Genomic DNA, 18680 nt, shown 5'->3' with positions numbered 1-18680 from the left:
CGGCTAGCCCAGCGCCCGACCGATGAGGATCTTCTGCACGTCGGAGGTGCCCTCGTAGATCTGCGTCACCCGCACGTCGCGTGCGATGCGCTCGAGCGGGAAGTCGCTGACGTAGCCATAGCCGCCCAGTGTCTGCAAGGCCGCCGAGCAGACTCGCTCGGCCATCTCGGAGGCGAAAAGCTTGGCCATCGCCGCTTCCTTCAGGCAAGGGACACCGGCATCCTTCATCGCGGCCGCATGCCAGATCAGCTGGCGCGCCGCCTCGAGCTGCGTGGCCATCTCGGCGAGCCGGAACTGCACCGCCTGATGCTCGAAGATCGGCTTGCCGAAGGCCACCCGCTCCTTGCTGTAGGCCAGCGCCGCCTCGAAGGCCGCGCGCGCCATGCCCACGCTCTGCGCGGCAATGCCGATGCGCCCGCCCTCCAGCCCGGAGAGCGCGATCTTCAGGCCCTGTCCTTCGTCGCCGAGCCGGTTGGCGGCCGGCACCCGGCAGTTCTCGAAGGTGATCTGGGCCGTGTCGCTGGCATGCTGGCCCATCTTGTCCTCGAGCCGCGAGACGATGTAGCCGGGGGTGTTCGTCGGCACGACGAAGGCGCTGATGCCCTTCTTGCCGGCCGCCTTGTCGGTCACGGCCATCACGATCGCGACATCGCCATGCTTGCCGCTGGTGATGAACTGCTTGACGCCATTGAGCACGTACTCATCGCCCTCGCGCACGGCGGCGGTGCGCAGCCCGCCGGCCTCGGAGCCGACGTGCGGCTCGGTCAGGCAGAAGGCGCCGAGCATCCGCCCCTGCGCCAGCGGCTTCAACCACTGCTGTTGCTGGGCCGGGCTGGCCCAGGCCATCAGGATCGAGCAGACCGGGCAGTTGTTGACGCTGACGATGGTGCTGGTCGCGCCGTCGCCGGCGGCGATCTCCTCGAGGATGATCGCCAGCGCCAGGTAGTCGAGCCCGGCCCCGCCCAGTTCGGCCGGCACCGCGACACCGTAGCAACCGAGTTCGGCCAGGCCACGCAGTTCGTCCTTCGGGAAATGGTGGTTCTTGTCCCAGGCCGCGGCCTTGGGCGCGATCTGGTCCTGCACGTAGCTGCGGACGGCGTCCTGCACCGCGCGGTGGTCTTCATTGAGCAACATGGCGCTTCATCTCCGAAATGTCTTCCTGGTAGGCGGTGGCGCCGAACACGCGCCAACCGTCGGCGCCGCGCAGCAACTGGTAGGCGGTGCCAAAGCGCTGCAGCAGCGAGCCGTCGCGGCGCCACAGTGTCCAGCGCAGGTGCGCCACCATGTGGTCGGGGCCGAAGGCCAGGTGCTCGAGCAGTTCGAACTCGGTGCGCGCGAAGCCGGCCTCGCGGTACACGGCGCACAGCGCCTGCATGTTGGCGCGCATCGGCGCCTCCTCGGTCCAGACCGTGACCCGGCCGTGGCCGTGGCCGTCGCGGCTGTCGGCGATGGCGCTCGGGGTGTGCCAGCAGTCGGCCACCGCGTCGCCGTCGAGGCGGTCGAAGGCGGCGCGGTAGCGATCGAAGAAGTCGATCAGTTGCTGACGGTCCACGCGGCCCTCACCAGTCGATGCCGGAGCCGTCGTAGTTGAGAAAGCGGCCGTTGTCGGCCGCCGTGAGCGCGGCCAGCGTGCGGCGCATGCCGGCGACCGCGTCGGCCACGTCGAGATCGGCGCCGCTGCCGCCCATGTCGGTGCGCACCCAGCCGGGGTGAAAGGCGACGCAGACCGGCGGCGCGGCCGCCTCGTCGCCGGCGTTGGCGCCGAGCGTGATCGAGATGTCCTTCAGCACCGAGTTCAGCGCCGCCTTCGAGGCACGGTAGAGCCAGCCCGAGGCCGAGGTGCGCGGGCCGATCGCGCCCATGCGCGAGGAGATCACCGCCAGCCGCGCCTGCGGCTCGAGCAGTTCGGCGATCTGGCCAACCACCCGCATCGGGCCCAGCACGTTGGCGTGCATCACGGCGTCGAAGTCGGCCTCGCTCGGCGCCTCGATGCCACTGCTGCGCGGACCGTAGACGCCGGCGTTGACGATCACCACGTCGAAGGCGCCACCGTCGAGCTGCCAGGCCAGGCGCGAGCAACTCTCCGCGCTGGTCACGTCGAGGGCGACGGCGCTGGCACCGAGCGCGCGCAGGCGCCCGAGCCCGGCCTCGTCGCGCGCCGTGGCCGTGACCTGAGCGCCGTCGGCACGGTACTGGCGCACGAACTCCAGGCCGATGCCGCGCGAGGCGCCGATGACGAGAGCGCGCATGGCCCGGGCTCCGCGCTCAGACCAGTTCCACCGCCATCGCCGTCGCCTCGCCGCCGCCGATGCACAGCGCGGCGACGCCCTTATTGAGCCCGCGCGCGCGCAGCGCGCCGAGCAGGGTGACGACGATGCGCGCGCCGCTGGCGCCGATCGGATGGCCGAGCGCGCAAGCGCCGCCGTTGACGTTGACCTTGTCGTGCGGCAGCTTGAACTCGGCCATCGCCGCCATCGTCACCGCGGCAAAGGCCTCGTTGACTTCCCAGAGGTCCACGTCGGCCGCGTTCCAGCCGGCCTTCTTGAGCACTTTCTCGATCGCGCCGACCGGCGCGGTGGTGAACCAGTCGGGCGCCTGCGCGTGCACGCCGTGGGCCCGGATGCGCGCCACCGGCTTCAGGCCGCGCGCCTTGGCGGTCGATTCGCGCATCAGCACCAGCGCGGCGGCACCGTCGGAAATGCTCGACGAGGTGGCGGCGGTGATCGCGCCGTCCTTCTTGAAGGCCGGCTTCAGGCCGGGGATCTTGTCGGGCCGCGCCTTGAAGGGTTGCTCGTCCTTGTCGATCACCGTGTCGCCGGCCTTGCCCGGCAGGCTGACCGGCGCGATCTCCCAGGCGAAGCTGCCGTCCTCGTTGGCCTTCTTGCTGCGCTCCAGGGAGGCGATCGCGAAAGCGTCCATCGCCTCGCGCGTGAACGAGTACTTGCTCACGCACTGCTCGGCGAACACGCCCATCGCCTTGCCGCGCTCGTAGGCGTCTTCGAGCCCGTCGATCGCCATGTGGTCGTAGAGCGCGGCGGCACCGTACTTGATGCCCTTGCGCGCAAAGGTCAGGTGCGGCGCATTCGTCATGCTCTCCATGCCGCCGGCGACCATCACCTCGGCGCTGCCGGCGGCGAGCATGTCGTGCGCGAACATCATCGCGCGCATGCCCGAGCCGCACATCTTGGACAAGGTCACGGCGCCGGCGCTGTCGGGCAGGCCGGCCTTGCGCATCGCCTGGCGCGCCGGCGCCTGGCCCTGACCCGCCATCAGGCAGTTGCCCATCAGCACCTCGTCGACCGCGTCGCCGGGCACGCCGGCGCGCTCGACCGCGGCCTTGATCGCGACCGCGCCGAGTTCCCAGGCGGCCAGTGAAGAGAAATCACCGAGCAGGCCGCCGATCGGCGTGCGGGCGGCGGAAACGATGACGATGGGGTCGTTGGTGGCGGACATGGTCGAACTCCTCTGTCGAAATGCTGGCTAGATGGGATTGAAACCGGCGGCCTGTGCCGCGCCGCCGGGACTGTGGGCAGCCGCGTCGAGCATGGCCAGCGCCTCGCTCTCCAGGATGCTGCCAAAGGGCGAATAGCTGTGCAGGCGAAAGCGCTTGTGCGGCTCGTAGGGAAAGACGTCGTGCACATGGCCGGCGCCGATGCGTTCCTTGTGGCCCTGCCAGAACTCGGCATCGAGCAGGTCGGCGTGGTGCTTCATGAAGACCTCGCGCACCTGCGGGTTGCCGAGCAGGAAGGGGCCGAAGGTTTCGGGGAACACGTCGCGCGGGCCGACCGTGTACCAGACCTCGCCCGACATCTCGTCCTCCTCGGTGCGCGCCTGCGGCACCTTGCGGAAGTTGCAGTCGGTGAGGTACTCGATCTCGTCGTAGTCGTAGAACACGACCTTGCCGTGCCGGGTGACGCCGAAGTTCTTCCATAGCATGTCGCCGGGAAAGATGTTGGCGCGCACCAGGTCCTTGATCGCGTTGCCGTACTCGATCACCGCATGCTCGAGCTGCTCGGGCGTGGCCTCCTGCAGGTAGATGTTGAGCGGGATCATGCGGCGCTCGATGTAGACGTGGCGGATCACCAGGTTGCTGGCGTCCTCCTCGATCAGGCTCGGGCAGAAATGCTTGAGCTCGGCGACCAGCTCGTCCTCGAAGCGATGGCGCGGGAAGGCGACGTTGCTGTACTCGAGCGTGTCGGCCATGCGGCCGACGCGGTCGTGGGTCTTGACCAGCAGGTACTTGCTCTGGATCTGCTCGCGCGTGGTGTCCTTCTGTGGCGGGTAGAAGTCCTTGATGACCTTGAAGACGAAGGGAAAGCTCGGCAGGTCGAACACCAGCATCACCATGCCCTTGATGCCGGGCGCGATGCGGAACTTGTCGCTGCTGTGGCGCAGGTGATAGAGGAAGTCGCGGTAGAACAGGTTCTTGCCGTGTTTCTGCAGGCCAAGGGCGTTGTAGAGCTCGGCGCGCGGCTTGCGCGGCATCAGCGAGCGCAGGAACTGCACGTAGGCCGAGGGAATCTCCATCTCGACCATGAAGTAGGCGCGCGCGAAGCTGAACAGCATCAGCAGGTCGTCCTCGCCGAACAGCGCGGCGTCGATGACCAGCCGGTGATGGCGGTTGTGCAGCACCGGCAGCGCGAACGGCGTCTCGGTGAAGCCGTTGATGACCTTGCCGACGATGTAGGCGCCCTTGTTGCGGAAGAACAGGCTCGACAGCACCTGGATCTGGAAGTTCGCGCGCAGCCGGATCTCGCCGAAGCGGCCGCGCAGCGCGTTCATCAGGTAGTCGACGTCGCGCCCGAGGTCCTCGAACTCGCGTTGCAGCTGGTAGTTGTCGACGATGCGCAGCAGCATCTCGCGCAGGCCGTCGGTCGAGCCGGGCCGGCTCGGGTAGTAGGCGCGGTAGGTGGGTGCCGCGGCCGGCTCGTCGTTCTCGATGTACTCGGTGCTGACCGCCGGCCGCACGAAGATGAAGTCGTTGCGGAAATAGCTGCGGTGCAGGATCTTGGTCGTGACCGAGTTGAAGAAGGTCTCGGCCAGCTCGGGCTGGTGGTGGTCGGTCAGCAGGCCGATGTAGTGCAGCTTGACCTGCTGCCAGGTGTCCTTGCTGAGCTGGCTGGCGCCGAACTCGTGCTCGAGGCGCTCGGCCGCCTCGTCCACCCGCTTGTCGTAGAACTCGATGCGCAGCGCCTGCGCCTTCTGCTGGCCATGCCAGTCGCCGGCCTCGAAGCGCTGCTTGGCTGCGGCGCTGGTCTCGCGGAACAGCCGGTAATGCAGGTTGAAGCCGTCGAGCAGCGTGCGCGCGATGTCGAAGGCGCGGGTGTCGTCGAGCGCGCGTGGAAACATCAGACTTCCGCTGCGAGGTAGCGCGCGTGGACGCCGGCCACGGCCTGATCGTGGATGCGCGCCACGTTCTGCGGACCCGGCACAGTCATTGACAGGTCCTGCAGCAGGCCGTCGCTGAGGCCGTAGAACCAGCCATGCACGACCAGCTCCTGGCCGCGCGCCCAGGCGTCCTGCACGATCGTGGTCTGGCAGATGTTGCGCGCCTGCTCGATCACGTTGAGCTCGCACAGCGCGTCGACCCGGCGTGCCTCGGGCACCGTCGCCAGCCAGGTAGCGTGGCGATCGCGCACGTCCTGCACATGGCGCAGCCAGTTGTCGGCCAGACCGACGCGGCGATCGTGCAGCGCCGCCGCCACGCCGCCGCAACCGCTGTGGCCGACGACGATGATGTGCCTGACCTTGAGCATGTCGGTCGCGAACTGGAGCGTCGACAGCGCGTTGAGGTCGGAGTGCACCACCACGTTGGCGACGTTGCGATGCACGAACAGCTCGCCCGGCAGCAGGTCGACCAACTCGTTGGCCGGCACCCGGCTGTCGGCGCAGCCGATCCACATGTACTGCGGGGTCTGCTGCTTGAGCAGGCGGGTGAAGAAACCCGGCTCGCGCGCCTCGGTCTTGGCGGCCCAGGCGCGGTTGCTGGCAAACAGCTCTTTGAGTTCGGGGGTCATGTAGTCGTGCCGCGTAGCTCGTGCAGGGTTCTCATCGTGCCATTTCCGCCGCGCGCTGCCGGGCGAACTGCCGCAAGTCCTCGAAGCGCACGCTGCCGGCGCCGCGACGGTCGATGCGCTCGAACTCGCGCGCCACGTAGCCCAGGCCGGCCGCTTCGGCCTGCGCGCGCGTCAGCCGGCCGCCATGCGCCGCGGCCGCGGCCTCGAAGTCGGCACGCAGCCTGGCCTCGGCCTGCGCCTGGAGCGCGGCGCCGCGGGTCGGTTCGGGCAGCGCGCCGCCGCGCGGCAGCGATGCCGGGGGCACCCAAGGCCCGCGCTGTGCGTTCTCGAACAGCGCCGGCGGCAGCTCCGGCCGCTCGGCGGCCACGACCGGACCGCCGAGGCCGAGCGCCAGTCCGAACGCCAGCAGGCGCCGGGCGGCGGCACGGCGTGGCAGGGGTTGCCGTTGAAGCTGCTGCATCGTCACAAGCCCTGCGCCGCGCGGTAGAAGGCGCCCAGGTCGGCGCGCTGCCGGCCGCGCGAGGCGTCGTCCAGATAGCTCATGTGGCCGCCGGGGTAGGCCCGCGCCACCACGTTCGGCAGGCTGCCGAGCCGGCCCAGGTCGAGTTCGGTCTGGAAGAAGGGCGTCGCCAGGTCGTGGTGGCCGCTGATCGCCAGCACCTGCAGGCGCGGGTTCAGCGTCAGCGCCGCGGCCAGGTCGGGCAGGGTGTCGGGCAGCGGGCGGCCGTCGTGGCCGAAGTCCCAGGACTCGATCGCGTTGCTGAACATCACGTAGCGCGAAGGATTCGTGTAGCCGAGCTGGCCCAGGTAGCTCGTGATCGCGGTGGCGAAGGAAGCATCGACCAGCGTCAGCGAGGGATCGCCGTCGCGCGCGAGCTCGCTGCCGTTGGCGGCGGCGATGCGGCTGTCGTAGCGGCCGAGCAGCGTGCCGGCGATCAGGCTGCGCCGCACCGGCTCGGGCGGCTGGTTGAAGCGCAGCTGCCAGCTCGACTGGGCGATCCCGGTCGCGTCCACCAGTTGCGCGACGAGCCCGGCATCGGGCGCGGTGCCGCTGCTCATCAGCGCCCGCACGGCGGGGTCGTAGCGATCGGCGGCCAGCGTGCGCATCGAGGCGATGAAGGGTTCGGTCGCGGCCGGCGCCGGGCGCACCAGGTTGAACCAGGCGCCGGTGGCGCCATAGCTCGGCAGGTAGCCGGCGCAGCTCGTGACGATCGGCTCGACCACCGCGCAGTTGCTGTTGTAGTCGAGCACCGAGCTCTGCAATACGACGCCGGCAAGCTCGATGCCGGCCTGCTCCAGCAAGCGCGCCAGCACCGCGCTACGGGTGGTGCCGTAGGACTCGCCGAACAACAGCTTGGGCGAGGCGGTGCGGTCGTTGAGCTGGACATAGCGGCGCACGAAGTCGCGGAACACCGCCGCGTCCTTGTCGACGCCCCAGAAGCTGCGGTTGCTGTTGGGCGCGATCGCCTGCGAGAAACCGGTGCCGACCGCGTCGACGAAGACCAGGTCGCTCGCATCGAGCAGGGTCTCGGTGTTGTCGACCAGCGCGAAGGGCCGCGGCAGGTTGGTCGCCGGCACCCCGGTCGCCAGCCGCCGCGGGCCGTAGGAGCCGAGGTGCAGCCAGACCGAGGCCGAGCCGGGTCCGCCGTTGTAGAAGAAGGTGAGGGGCCGGCGGGCCGCGCTGGCGCCATCGAGCGTGTAGGCCACGTAGAAGAACGAGGCCAGGGCCGCGCCCGAGACCGGGTCGCGCGCCGTCAGGTGGCCGGTGGTCGCGGTGTAGGCGAGCGTGCCTGCGGGCAGCGCCAGCGTGTGGCGCGTGACCGCGGCGCGCTCCTCGGCCACGGCGAGCGAGGCATCGGGTGCCGAGGAGTAGACCGTGGCATCGAACCAGTTGCCCTGCGCCGGCGGCGCGGCACCGTCGCTGGAGCCGCCGCCGCAGGCCGCGAGCACGAGCGCCAGCAGGCCGGCGGCCAGCCGATGCAGCAACGTCAATCTCGCGGCGGCACGCATCGCTGCCGGATCCTCAGACCACATTGCGGCGATAGGCCGCGTACTGCACGCGGTCGATCACGCGCCCGGCCTTGATGGCGCTCTGCGGCAGATGCGCCTCGAGCGTGTAGCCGGCCTTGCGCGCGACCGCCTGCGAGCCCTCGTTCCAGGCAAAGATCGGCGCGTAGAGCCGCGTCAGCTCCGGCCGCATCGCCCAGGCCCAGTGCGTGACGAGGTCGAGCGCCTCGCTGGCAATGCCGCGCCGCCAGAAGGCCTGGCCGAGCCAGTAGCCGATCTCGGCGTTGCAGCGCAGCCCGGCGTGGTCTGGGCGCAGGCCGATGCAGCCGACAACGTTGTGCTCGACTTCGATGCCCCAGACCAAGCCAAAGAGTTCGTCGCGCTCCGGGCCGCACCACTCCTGCGCGGCCTCGAGCGTGTAGGGACGCGGGAAGCCCTCGAAGAGATTGCGCCAGACGGCTTCGTCGTCGGCATGGCGACGCAGCGATTCGGCGTCGGCCGGCACCAAGGCACGCAACACGCAGCGCTCCCCCACCAACGTCGGCACGTCCAGGCTCACATGGTCTCCGCGAACAACTCCCGCCCGATCAGCATGCGGCGAATCTCGGAAGTGCCGGCGCCGATCTCGTACAACTTTGCGTCGCGCCACAGGCGGCCGAGCGGGTACTCGTTGATATAGCCGTTGCCGCCGAAGAGCTGGATGCCCTCGCCGGCCATCCAGGTCGCCTTCTCGGCGCACCACAGGATCACGCTGGCGCAGTCCTTGCGCACCTGGCGCACATGCTGCGGCCCGAGCGCATCCAGGTTCTTGCCGACCGTGTAGCAGAAGGCGCGCGCGGCCTGCAGCACGGTGTACATGTCGGCCACCTTGCCCTGCACCAGCTGGAACTCGCCGATGCTCTGGCCGAACTGCTTGCGGTCGTGGATGTAGGGCACGACGTTGTCCATCACCGACTGCATCAGGCCGATCGGCCCGGCGGCGAGCACCGCGCGCTCGTAGTCGAGCCCGCTCATCAGCACCTTGGCGCCCTGGTTCAGGCCACCGAGGATGTTGGCGGCCGGCACCTCCACGTTGTTGAACACCATCTCGCCGGTGTGCGAGCCGCGCATGCCGAGCTTGTCGAGCTTCTGCGCCGTGGAAAAACCCTTCATGCCCTTCTCGACGATGAAGGCGGTCACGCCGCGCGCGCCGAGCTCGGGTTCGGTCTTGGCGTAGACCACCATCGTGTCGGCGTCGGGGCCGTTGGTGATCCACATCTTGGTGCCGTTGAGCACGTAGACACCGCCCTTGTCCTCGGCTTTGAGCTTCATGCTGATGACGTCGCTGCCGGCGCCCGGCTCGCTCATCGCCAGCGCGCCCACATGCTCGCCACTGATCAGCTTGGGCAGGTACTTCTTGCGCTGGGCATCGCTGCCGTTGCGCTTGATCTGGTTGACGCACAGGTTGCTGTGGGCGCCGTACGAGAGCCCGACCGAGGCGCTGGCGCGCGAGATCTCCTCCATCGCCACCATGTGCGCGACGTAGCCCATGTTGGCGCCGCCGAACTCCTCGGGCACCGTGATGCCGAGCACGCCGAGCTCGCCCATCTTGCGCCACAGGTCCATCGGGAACTGGTCGCTGCGGTCGATCTCGGCCGCGCGCGGCGCGATCTCGGCGTCGGCAAAGGCACGCACCGCGTCGCGCAGCGCGTCGATGTCTTCGCCGAGCATGAAGTTGAGGCCGGGCAGGTTCATGTTGATGTCTCCTATGTCTTGTCTTCAGTAGCGCCGCGGCACCGGGGCGATGGTCTGCTGCATCACGGCGCAGGGGCTCTCGCGGCCCTGCTCGTCCAGGTGCACGACCTCGGCCATGGTGACGATGATCCGCTTGCCGGCGCGCAGCACGCGGCCGCGCGCCTCCAGCGTGCCGCCGGTGAAGGCGGCGAGGAAGTTGATCTTGTATTCGACCGAGGTGACCTCGCTGCCTTCCTCGGCCACGGTGAGCGCCGCGTAGCCGCCGGCGATGTCGGCCAGCGCACCGATCGCGCCGCCGTGGAAGCCGCCCTGCTGCTGCGTGACGCGCTCGCTGTGCGGCAGCCGGATCGCCACCGCGCCGTGCTCGACACTGACGAGTTCGGCGCCCAGGTGCCGCATCAGCCCCTGGCGCAGGAAGCTCTCGTGCACTCGCAGCCAGAGCGGACTGTCCATCGCACTCATGCCACTCAGGCCGCCTGGCGCCGCGCGGCCGGCTTGGTGGCCTTGGCCGCCGGCTTGGCGGCCTCGGCCAGCAACTGCCGGCAGCGCGCCTCGTGCTGGGCGATCTCGGCCAGCGTGATCTCGATGTCCTCGAGCTGCTGCTGCAGCTGCACCCGGTGCTCGCCGAGCACGTCGAGAAAGGCCTGCAGCTGGTGCGTGCCGTCGTCGGGCGATTCGTACATGTCGACCAGCTGCTTGACCTCCGACAGGCTCAGCCCCAGCCGCTTGCCGCGCAACGTGAGCTTGAGTCGGGTGCGATCGCGTGCGGTGTAGACCCGCTGACGTCCGCCGGCGCCGCCGCGCTCGGGCGTGAGCAGCCCGCAGTCCTCGTAGAAGCGGATCGCGCGCGTGGTGAGGTCGAACTCGCGCGCCAGCTCGCTGATCGTGTACGAGCCGGTCTGGGCGTTCGAGGCCTTGGTCGCTTTGGTGACTGGGGTGGCGGGCATGGCTGCCTAGAATGGGTGAACGATAGTTGACGTTGACGTAAACGTTAACCAAAACCCAAGTGTATCGGGGCCCGCGATGAATCCTCTAGAACACCAGTTGAGCTACCCGCATGGCGACGCCCTGCCCGCCGTCGGCGCCAGCATCGAGATCGCGCCGGGCCTCAAGTGGCTGCGCATGGCGCTGCCCTTCGCGCTCGACCACATCAACCTCTGGCTGCTGCGCGACCGCGTGGAAGATGCGCGCGGCCTGGTCGAGGGCTGGGCCATCGTCGACTGCGGCATCGCCAACGAGCCCACGCGTGCGGCCTGGGAGCAGGTCTTCGCCAACGAGCTCGAAGGCCTGCCGGTCACGCGCGTGATCTGCACCCACATGCACCCCGACCACATCGGCAACGCGCACTGGCTGGTCGAGCGCTTCGGCTGCGGCTTCTGGATCAGCAGCCTCGACTGGCACGCGGCGCAGCTCGGCTCGCTGCGCACCACCGGCAACGGTGGCGCCGCCGCCGCCGCGCACTTTGGCGCGCACGGCCTGATCGACGAGGAGGCGCTGGCCAAGGTGCGCGCGCGCACCAACTACTACGCCTCGATGGTGCCGGCGGTGCCGACCGTCTTTCACCGGCTGCAGGACGGCCTGCGGCTGCGCATCGGCGCGCACGAATGGCAGTGCATTGCCGGCTACGGCCATGCGCCCGAGCACATCGCGCTCTACAGCGAAACGCAGGGCATGCTGATCTCGGGCGACATGGTGCTGCCGCGCATTTCCACCAACGTCAGCGTCTGGGACATGGAGCCCGAGTCCAACCCGCTGCAGCAGTACCTCGACTCGCTGGAACGCTACCGCCCGCTGCCGGCCGCGACGCTGGTGTTGCCCTCGCATGGCCGGCCCTTCACCGGCCTGCACACGCGCATCGACCAGCTGCGCGCCCACCACGACGAGCGCCTGGCCGACGTGCTGGCCGCCTGCCGCGAAAGGCCGACCACCGCGTCCGACCTGCTCGAGGTGCTGTTCCGCCGCAAGCTCGACCTGCACCAGATCACGTTCGCGATGGGCGAGGCGGTCGCCCACCTGCACAAGCTGTGGTTCGAAGGCGCCCTGCGGCGCGAGCGTGGAGCGGACGGGGTGCTGCGCTTCACGGCAGCCTGAACTCGCGCATCGCCGCCGCGGTGGCGGCGTCGGCCGGGAAGAAGGACTCGATCGCCAGTTCGGAGACGGTCACGTCGAGCGGCGTGCCGAACACCGTGATCGTGCTGATGAAGGACAGCACGAAGCCGCCCTCCATGCGCAGTTGCAGCGGCACGACGACGGCCGGTGCGGCCAGTTCGACCGGGCCGCGCTGCGCGGCCGGGGCCGGCAGCGCCAGCAGTTCCTCGCGCAGCGCGACCAGCTCCGCATCGCCCGAGAGCTCGATGTCGCGCGCCAGCCGCGCGAACAGGTGCCCGCGCCAGTCGCTCATGTTGACGATGCGCGGCCCGAGGCCCGCCGGATGCAGGCTCAGCCGCAGCACGTTGAGCGGCGGCGCCAGCAGCTCCGGCGGCAACCCGGCCAGCAGCAGCGGCACGACGCGGTTGTGCGCAACCAGGTTCCAGCGCCGGTCGACCGCCAGCGCCGGATACGGCTCGTGGCCGGCCAGCACCAGGTCGACCGCCGCGCGCGCGGCCAGCAGCGCCGGATCGTCGAGCCCGCGCTGCGCGTACATCGGCGCGTAGCCGGCCGCGGTCAGCAGGCCGTTGCGCTCGCGCAGCGGCACCTCGAGCCGCTCGGCCAGGCGCAGCAGCATCGCGCGGCTGGGCAGCGCGCGGCCGGTCTCGACGCAGCTCAGGTGGCGCGGCGAGACCTCGGCGGCGCCGGCCAGGTCGAGCTGGCTCAGACGCCTTCGCTGGCGCCAGTCGCGCAGTTGCAGGCCGACCGGTTGACGCGTGGTGATCGAGGCTTGGGCGTGTGGCATGCGGCCATTCTGGATCGCGCCGACGCCGGCGCCATGACCTCCGAGGTCATCGCCATGCGCACCTGTGGCGCCGAACATGGCTGCACCTGCTACCGCAGTGAGCCGCTTCCCAAACCCTCACCAGGAGTCCAGCATGTTCCTCGACCGCTTCGCCTCTCCCGCCTCGTTGCTGCGCACCGTGCTGTGGTGCGACGCCGCCTCGTCGGCGGCGATGGGCCTCGGCCTCATCGCCGGCGCCGGCCTGCTGGCGGCGCCGCTCGGGTTGCCGGAGGCGCCGATGCGGGCCATCGGCATCGGCTTCCTGCCCTTTGCCGCCTTCGCCGGCTGGCTGGCGAGCCGGCCGCTGCCGCCGCGCGCCGGCGTCTGGCTGGTGATCGCCATCAACATCGTCTGGGTCATCGAAAGCCTGGCACTGCTGGCAAGCGACGGGATCGCGCCAACACCGCTCGGCAGCGGCTTCGTGTTGCTGCAGGCGGCCGCGGTGGCCGTGCTCGCCGGCCTCGAGTGGACCGGCCTGCGGCGCTGCCGCGGCGCGGTTCAGGCCGCATGAAGCGGCCGCGCTACTCCAGCGCCGGCAGCGCCGGATCGCGCAGCTGCTCGCGCGCCGCGTCAACGTGCGGGATCACCGAGCGCACCACGTCCCAGAAGCGCGGGCTGTGGTCCATGTGGCGCAGGTGCGCGAGTTCGTGCGCGACCACGTAGTCGATGGTGGGCAGCGCGAAGTGGATCAGGCGCCAGTTCAGCCGGATCGAGCCGTCGGCGCTGGCACTGCCCCAGCGCGTCTGCGCGCTCGACAGCAGCAGCCGCTTCATCTGCACGCCGAGCTGCTGCGCGTAGACCGCGCAGCGTTCCTCGAACACCCGCTTGGCCTGGCGCATCAGCCAGGCCTGCACCACGTCGCGGATCTGCGCCTCGCTCGCATGCTGCGGCAGGCCCACGTGAAGCGTCAGGCGCGGCACGCCGGCCAGCGTCTCCTGCTGCGGACCGGGCATCTCGGCGCCCGTATGCAGCTGGCAGCCGCTAGTGCGCGGGTCGAGCACCAGGATCACGGTCTCGCCCATGAAGGGCAGCGTCGCGCCCTCGCGCCAGTCGATCTTCGAGGCCGCGTTGCGGCGCGCGCGGGCGCGCTGCTCGGCGAGCTTGTTGCAGATCCAGCGTTCCTTGCCGCGCAGCGCGACTTCGATGTCGCCATGGCCGACCCAGCGCGGCGCGCGCACCGTCAGGCCTTCGGGCGAGACGACCATGCCGATCGAGCGCCGGCGCACGCGCACCAGCTCGTAGCCGACGCGCACGCCGCCGAGCGTGATGTCGCGCTCGGCGCGCGGGTGGCGGAAGTCGCCGTTGTGGTGTGGCGGCGCAGAAGCGGGAGTCGCCTGGGATTCGGACAGGGGCAAGACAACAACTTCGGGAGCAGGCCCGGCGGCTTGCCACGGCGCAGGGCCGGCAGGCACGGGGGCCGCGACGGGAGGGGGGGCGGGGGGCGAGTCGCTCGCATCGCCGGCAAACAGCGGCAACGCAAGCTGGGACGGGTGACTGACGATCTTGGGCGCGGCCCGACGACTCATGAGACCGGAGTGTAAGCGGGCCCAGGCCCCGGACCGTTGCCCACGTACGCCTCGGGATCGAGGCGTCGCATCTCCGCCTCGATCCAGTGCTCGACCTCACGCATCATCTCTTCGGGCTGGCGATCGACCGGCGAGATCGGTTGGCCGATCGAGATGTCGATCACGCCCGGTCGCAACACCAGGCTCTTGCGTGGCCAGCACTTGGCCGAACTCACCGCGATCGGCACCACCGGCGTGCCGGTGGAAATGCCCAGCCGCGTGGCACCCGATTTGTAGGTGCCCTGGCTGCCGCGCGGGGTGCGCGTGCCTTCGGGAAACATGATCACCCAGTTGCCCTTGGCCATGTACTTGCGGCCCTGGTCGGCGACCCTGTTCCAGGCCTCGGCGCGCTTGCTGCGGTCGATGTGGACCATGTCGAGCCGGCCGATGGCCCAGCCGAAGAACGGGATGTAGAGCAGCTCGCGCTTGAACACGTAGCACAGCGGGTGCGGCATCAGCGTCGGGAAGGCGAAGGTCTCCCAGGTGCTCTGGTGCTTTGGCGCCAGGATCACGGCCGCGGTGCGCTCGGTCGGCAGGTGCTCCATGCCATGCACGCGGTGGCTCACGCCGCAAATGACGCGCGCCCCCCAGATGCACAGCCGCAGCCAGAAGATGCAGATCCAGTAGACCGGATCGCCGCGCACGAAGATCGACACCACCAGCGCCGTCAGCGCGATCGGCACCACGGTGATCGCCATCCACAGCACGAAGATGGCAGAGCGGACGCGGGCGATGAGCATCAGTGCAGCCCTCCGGGACCGCTGTCGGGCGTCTCGACCACGCCACGCGCGATCGCCTTGGCACGGCGCTCGCGCTGGACCACGAACTCGGCGAAGGCGGCGAGGTCCGAGTGCACCTCGGTGCCCGGCACGCGCGCCGCCAGCTGCAGCGCGGCCGCCTCGTTGAGGCGCGCCGGATCGCTCTTGCCGGTTCGCACCAGATGGGTCTGGCAGCCGGCGGCCGCGGCGGCCTGCAGGTCGCGCAGCGAATCGCCGACCGCGAGCACGTCGGAGAGCTCGACGCCGAAGCGCTCGCCGATCTGCTCGTACAGGCCCGGCAACGGCTTGCGGCACTGGCAATGCTCGGCTGGTGCGTGGGGGCAGAAGAAGACGGCGTCGATGCGGCCTCCGGCGGCCGCCAGCTCCTGGTTGAGCTTGACGTGCATCGCGTTGAGCGTGGCCATGTCGAACAGGCCGCGCCCGAGGCCGCTCTGGTTGGTGGCGACCACCGTGTGCCAGCCGGCGTGGTTGAGGCGTGCGATGGCCTCGATCGCGCCGGGCAGCGCGACCCACTCGTCGGGCGACTTGACGTAGTCGTCGCGATCGGCATTGATGGTGCCGTCGCGATCGAGGATGACGAGCTTCATCGAGCCTCCGTGCTGCGTCATGAGGCCAGCCTGGAGAGGTCGGCGACGCGGTTCATCGCCGCATGCAGCGAGGCCAGCAGGCCAAGCCGGTTGGCGCGCAGTGCGGGGTCTTCGGCGTTGACCATCACGCCGTCGAAGAAGGCGTCGACCGGAGCCTTGAGCACGGCGAGCTCGCGCAGCGAGGCCGCGTACTCGCCGTTGGCGAAGAGCGCATCGGCGATCGGCTGCGCATTGCCGAGGGCTGCGGCGAGCGCGGCCTCGGCCGGCTCCTTGAGCAGCGCCGAATCGACACGCGGCTCCACCGCGCCATCGGCCTTCTTCAGGATGTTGCCGACGCGCTTGTTGGCGGCGGCCAGCGAGGCGGCCTCCGGCAGTTGGGCGAAGGCGCGCACCGCGGCCAGTCGCTGCGGCACGTCGGCCAGGGTCTGCGGCTGCAGCGCGAGCACGGCATCGACCTCCTGCGCGCTGTAGCCCTCCTCGCGCAACTGGCCGGCGAGGCGATCGCGCACGAACTCGAGCAGCGCTGTGCGCGGGTCGTTCTTGAGCCTGTCGCCAAAGGCCGGCACCGCGGCGTCGACCAGCACATCGAGCGCCAGCGGCAGCCTGTGCTCGATCAGCATGCGAATCACGCCGAGCGCATGGCGGCGCAGTGCGAACGGGTCCTTGTCGCCGCTGGGCAACTGGCCGATGCCGAACAGGCCGACCAGCGTCTCGAGCTTGTCGGCCAGCGCGACCACCACGCCGGCCTCGTTGCGCGGCAGCGCGTCGCCGGCGAAGCGCGGCTTGTAGTGATCCTCGATCGCATCGGCGACCACCTCGCCCAAGCCATCGTGGCGCGCGTAGTAGCCGCCCATGATCCCTTGCAGTTCCGGGAACTCGCCGACCATGTCGGTCAGCAGGTCGGCCTTGGCGAAATGCGCCGCGGCATCCACCTTGGCCGCGAGTTCGGTGCTGCCGCCGAGCTGCGTCACGATCGCCTTCGCGATCGCGCGCACCCGCTCGACGCGCTCGCCCTGCGAGCCGAGCTGGCCGTGATAGACCACCTTGTCGAGCTGCGGCACGCGCGAGGCGAGCGTCTTCTTGCGATCCTGGTCGAAGAAGAACTTCGCATCCGCCAGCCGCGGGCGCACCACGCGCTCGTTGCCCTGGATCACCGCACTCGGGTCGGCCGGGCTGATGTTGCTGACGATCAGGAACCTGTTCGTCAGCTTGCCCGCCGCGTCGAGCAGCGGAAAGTACTTCTGGTTGGCCTTCATCGTGAGGATGAGGCATTCCTGCGGCACCGCCAGGAACTCGGGCTCGAAGGCACAGGCCAGCACGTTGGGGCGCTCGACCAGCGCGGTCACCTCGTCGAGCAGCGCCTCGTCGTCGACCGGCTGCAGGCCAGCGGCCTTGGCGGCGAGCTGGCGAACGATCTCGGCGCGGCGCTCGGCGAAGTTCGCGATCACCGCGCCTTCGCTGCGCAGCTGCTCGGCGTAGCTGTCGGCATCGCGCAATTCGATCTCGGCCTTGGCAGCCTCGAAGCGGTGGCCGGTCGTCTTCCGCTGCACCGAGAGCCCCAGCGCCGTGACCGGCACCACGTCTGCTCCATGCAGCGCCACCAGCCCATGCGCCGGACGCACGAACTTCACGTCGCTCCAGCCATCGGCGAGTTGGTAGGTCATCACCTTCGGGATCGGCAACTTCTCGATAGCCTCGGTCAGCGCGCGTTGCAGGCCACCGCGGATATCGACACCGGACGCGACCTGGTCAAGGAACAGCGCCTCAGTCTTGCCGTCCATCTGCCGCTTGAGCGTGGGCACCGCGCTTGCGTCGGCACCGAGCGCGGCGAGCTTCTTCAGCAGAGCAGCCGTCGGCGCGCCGCTCGCGTCGAGCGCGACCGCCACCGGCATCAGCTTTTGCTGCAGCGACCTGTCGGCCGCCTTCGAGGCAACACCGGCCACATGCGCCGCGAGCCGGCGCGGAGAGGCGAAGGACGTGACGGCGGCATCGGCCGTCGCCAACCCCTGCGCCTTCAGACTCGCCGCGAGCGCGGCGGCAAATGCCTCGCCCAGCTTCTTCAACGCCTTCGGCGGCAGTTCCTCGACGAAGAGCTCGACGAGCAGGTTCTTGTTGTTGTCCACGGACGTCATCGCTCAGGCCGCCTTCTTGAGCGCAAGCTGCGCCAGCACATCGTCGGCCCAGGCCTTGGGCGCCATCGGGAAACCCAGCCGCGCGCGGCTGTCGAGGTAGCTCGCGGCCACGCTGCGCGCCAGGTTGCGGATGCGGCCGATGTAGGCCGCGCGCTCGGTCACGCTGATCGCTCCGCGCGCGTCGAGCAGGTTGAAGGTGTGGGCCGCCTTGAGCACCTGCTCGTAGGCCGGCAGCGCGAGTTGCTGCTCCATCAGGTGCTTGGCCTGAGCCTCGTACTTGCCAAAGGCGAGCAACAGGAACTTGACGTCGCTGTGCTCGAAGTTGTAGGTGCTCTGCTCGACCTCGTTCTGGTGGAACACGTCGCCGTAGCTCACACCAGGCGCGTACTGCAGGTCGTAGACGCTCTCGACGCCCTGCAGGTACATCGCCAGCCGCTCCAGGCCGTAGGTGATCTCGCCGGTGATCGGCTTGCAGTCGATGCCGCCGACCTGCTGGAAGTAGGTGAACTGCGTCACCTCCATGCCGTTGAGCCAGACCTCCCAGCCCAGGCCCCAGGCACCGAGCGTGGGGTTCTCCCAGTCGTCCTCGACGAAGCGGATGTCGTTCTTCTTAAGGTCGAAGCCGAGCGCCTCGAGGCTGCCGAGATAGAGCTCGAGGATGTTGGCCGGCGCCGGCTTGAGCACCACCTGGTACTGGTAGTAATGCTGCAGCCGGTTCGGGTTCTGGCCATAGCGGCCGTCCTTGGGGCGGCGGCTCGGCTGCACGTAGGCGGCCTTCCAGGGCTCGGGGCCGAGCGCGCGCAGGAAGGTCGCGGTATGGCTGGTGCCGGCGCCGACTTCCATGTCGTAGGGCTGGAGCAGCGCGCAGCCCTGGGCATCCCAGTACTGCTGCAGGCGAAGGATGATTTGCTGGAAGCTCAGCATGGC

General features: G+C 69.7%; 20 protein-coding genes. 2 read left to right on the top strand and 18 right to left on the bottom strand.

The window, feature by feature from the left end; genetic code table 11:
- Window positions 1–3 precede the first annotated feature (3 nt).
- The 12 genes from EV670_RS00590 to EV670_RS00535 are packed head-to-tail and all read right to left on the bottom strand — an operon-like array spanning window position 4 to window position 10705.
- Window positions 4–1134 (bottom strand): acyl-CoA dehydrogenase family protein, encoded by a 1131-nt coding sequence (locus EV670_RS00590; protein ID WP_130429886.1) that lies wholly within the window; start codon window positions 1132–1134, stop codon window positions 4–6.
- Window positions 1121–1552 (bottom strand): hypothetical protein, encoded by a 432-nt coding sequence (locus EV670_RS00585; protein ID WP_130429885.1) that lies wholly within the window; start codon window positions 1550–1552, stop codon window positions 1121–1123. Before EV670_RS00585 ends, EV670_RS00590 begins: the two co-directional genes overlap by 14 nt.
- Before the next feature lie 7 nt (window positions 1553–1559).
- Window positions 1560–2249, bottom strand: coding sequence for an SDR family oxidoreductase (locus EV670_RS00580; RefSeq protein WP_130429884.1), 690 nt, complete (start codon window positions 2247–2249; stop codon window positions 1560–1562).
- A gap of 16 nt (window positions 2250–2265) precedes the next feature.
- On the bottom strand, window positions 2266–3453 hold the full coding sequence (locus tag EV670_RS00575; protein ID WP_130429883.1) for an acetyl-CoA C-acyltransferase: 1188 nt from the start codon (window positions 3451–3453) through the stop codon (window positions 2266–2268).
- A 27-nt stretch (window positions 3454–3480) separates the two neighbouring features.
- Window positions 3481–5349: a bifunctional isocitrate dehydrogenase kinase/phosphatase gene (gene aceK / locus EV670_RS00570; protein WP_130429882.1), complete on the bottom strand. Its 1869-nt coding sequence runs from the start codon at window positions 5347–5349 to the stop codon at window positions 3481–3483.
- Window positions 5349–6017 (bottom strand): carbonate dehydratase, encoded by a 669-nt coding sequence (gene can, locus EV670_RS00565; protein WP_130429881.1) that lies wholly within the window; start codon window positions 6015–6017, stop codon window positions 5349–5351. The genes aceK and can overlap by 1 nt, the downstream gene beginning before the upstream one ends.
- A 31-nt stretch (window positions 6018–6048) precedes the next feature.
- Window positions 6049–6477, bottom strand: a complete 429-nt coding sequence (locus EV670_RS00560; protein ID WP_130429880.1) for an EF-hand domain-containing protein — start codon at window positions 6475–6477, stop codon at window positions 6049–6051.
- A gap of 2 nt (window positions 6478–6479) precedes the next feature.
- Entirely contained in the window at window positions 6480–8027 is a 1548-nt protein-coding gene (locus tag EV670_RS00555; protein ID WP_130429879.1) for a S10 family peptidase, read from the bottom strand.
- 13 nt (window positions 8028–8040) lie between these two features.
- Window positions 8041–8544, bottom strand: a complete 504-nt coding sequence (locus tag EV670_RS00550; protein WP_165393192.1) for a GNAT family N-acetyltransferase — start codon at window positions 8542–8544, stop codon at window positions 8041–8043.
- Window positions 8545–8579: 35 nt separating this feature from the next.
- The gene (locus tag EV670_RS00545) at window positions 8580–9758 is read right to left on the bottom strand and encodes an isovaleryl-CoA dehydrogenase (RefSeq protein ID WP_130429877.1); all 1179 of its coding nucleotides are present in this window, start codon (window positions 9756–9758) and stop codon (window positions 8580–8582) included.
- Between the two features lie 24 nt (window positions 9759–9782).
- Window positions 9783–10211 carry a PaaI family thioesterase gene (locus EV670_RS00540; RefSeq protein ID WP_242616785.1) on the bottom strand — a complete coding sequence of 143 codons (429 nt, stop codon included), beginning with the start codon at window positions 10209–10211 and terminating at the stop codon, window positions 9783–9785.
- Window positions 10212–10225: 14 nt separating this feature from the next.
- The gene (locus EV670_RS00535) at window positions 10226–10705 is read right to left on the bottom strand and encodes a MerR family transcriptional regulator (protein ID WP_130429876.1); all 480 of its coding nucleotides are present in this window, start codon (window positions 10703–10705) and stop codon (window positions 10226–10228) included.
- 76 nt (window positions 10706–10781) lie between these two features.
- Here EV670_RS00535 and EV670_RS00530 point away from each other — a divergent pair, with 76 nt between their 5' ends.
- A complete protein-coding gene (locus EV670_RS00530; RefSeq protein ID WP_130429875.1) occupies window positions 10782–11849 on the top strand; it encodes an MBL fold metallo-hydrolase in 1068 nt (355 codons plus the stop codon).
- Here EV670_RS00530 and EV670_RS00525 read toward each other — a convergent pair.
- A complete protein-coding gene (locus tag EV670_RS00525) occupies window positions 11836–12651 on the bottom strand; it encodes a helix-turn-helix domain-containing protein (protein ID WP_130429874.1) in 816 nt (271 codons plus the stop codon). The two genes, EV670_RS00530 and EV670_RS00525, sit on opposite strands and share 14 nt — an antisense overlap.
- Window positions 12652–12784: 133 nt before the next feature.
- Here EV670_RS00525 and EV670_RS00520 point away from each other — a divergent pair, with 133 nt between their 5' ends.
- Window positions 12785–13201 (top strand): hypothetical protein, encoded by a 417-nt coding sequence (locus EV670_RS00520; RefSeq protein WP_130429873.1) that lies wholly within the window; start codon window positions 12785–12787, stop codon window positions 13199–13201.
- Between the two features lie 10 nt (window positions 13202–13211).
- Here EV670_RS00520 and EV670_RS00515 read toward each other — a convergent pair whose 3' ends face one another.
- Genes EV670_RS00515 through glyQ form a run of 5 tightly spaced genes read right to left on the bottom strand, consistent with a single transcriptional unit; the run spans window position 13212 to window position 18677 of the window.
- Window positions 13212–14216 carry a M48 family metallopeptidase gene (locus tag EV670_RS00515; protein ID WP_130429872.1) on the bottom strand — a complete coding sequence of 335 codons (1005 nt, stop codon included), beginning with the start codon at window positions 14214–14216 and terminating at the stop codon, window positions 13212–13214.
- The gene (locus tag EV670_RS00510; RefSeq protein ID WP_130429871.1) at window positions 14213–14995 is read right to left on the bottom strand and encodes a lysophospholipid acyltransferase family protein; all 783 of its coding nucleotides are present in this window, start codon (window positions 14993–14995) and stop codon (window positions 14213–14215) included. The genes EV670_RS00515 and EV670_RS00510 overlap by 4 nt, the downstream gene beginning before the upstream one ends.
- On the bottom strand, window positions 14995–15621 hold the full coding sequence (gene gmhB / locus EV670_RS00505; protein ID WP_341274595.1) for a D-glycero-beta-D-manno-heptose 1,7-bisphosphate 7-phosphatase: 627 nt from the start codon (window positions 15619–15621) through the stop codon (window positions 14995–14997). The genes EV670_RS00510 and gmhB overlap by 1 nt, the downstream gene beginning before the upstream one ends.
- Before the next feature lie 17 nt (window positions 15622–15638).
- A complete protein-coding gene (gene glyS / locus EV670_RS00500; protein ID WP_130429869.1) occupies window positions 15639–17753 on the bottom strand; it encodes a glycine--tRNA ligase subunit beta in 2115 nt (704 codons plus the stop codon).
- A 3-nt stretch (window positions 17754–17756) separates the two neighbouring features.
- The gene (gene glyQ, locus EV670_RS00495) at window positions 17757–18677 is read right to left on the bottom strand and encodes a glycine--tRNA ligase subunit alpha (protein WP_130429868.1); all 921 of its coding nucleotides are present in this window, start codon (window positions 18675–18677) and stop codon (window positions 17757–17759) included.
- Between the last annotated feature and the right edge of the window lie 3 nt (window positions 18678–18680).

This window comes from Rivibacter subsaxonicus, from assembly GCF_004217215.1.
GTDB classification, from domain to species: domain Bacteria; phylum Pseudomonadota; class Gammaproteobacteria; order Burkholderiales; family Burkholderiaceae_C; genus Rivibacter; species Rivibacter subsaxonicus.
Note: the sequence above shows the minus strand (reverse complement) of the source record. Positions and strands in the feature narration are given on the sequence as shown.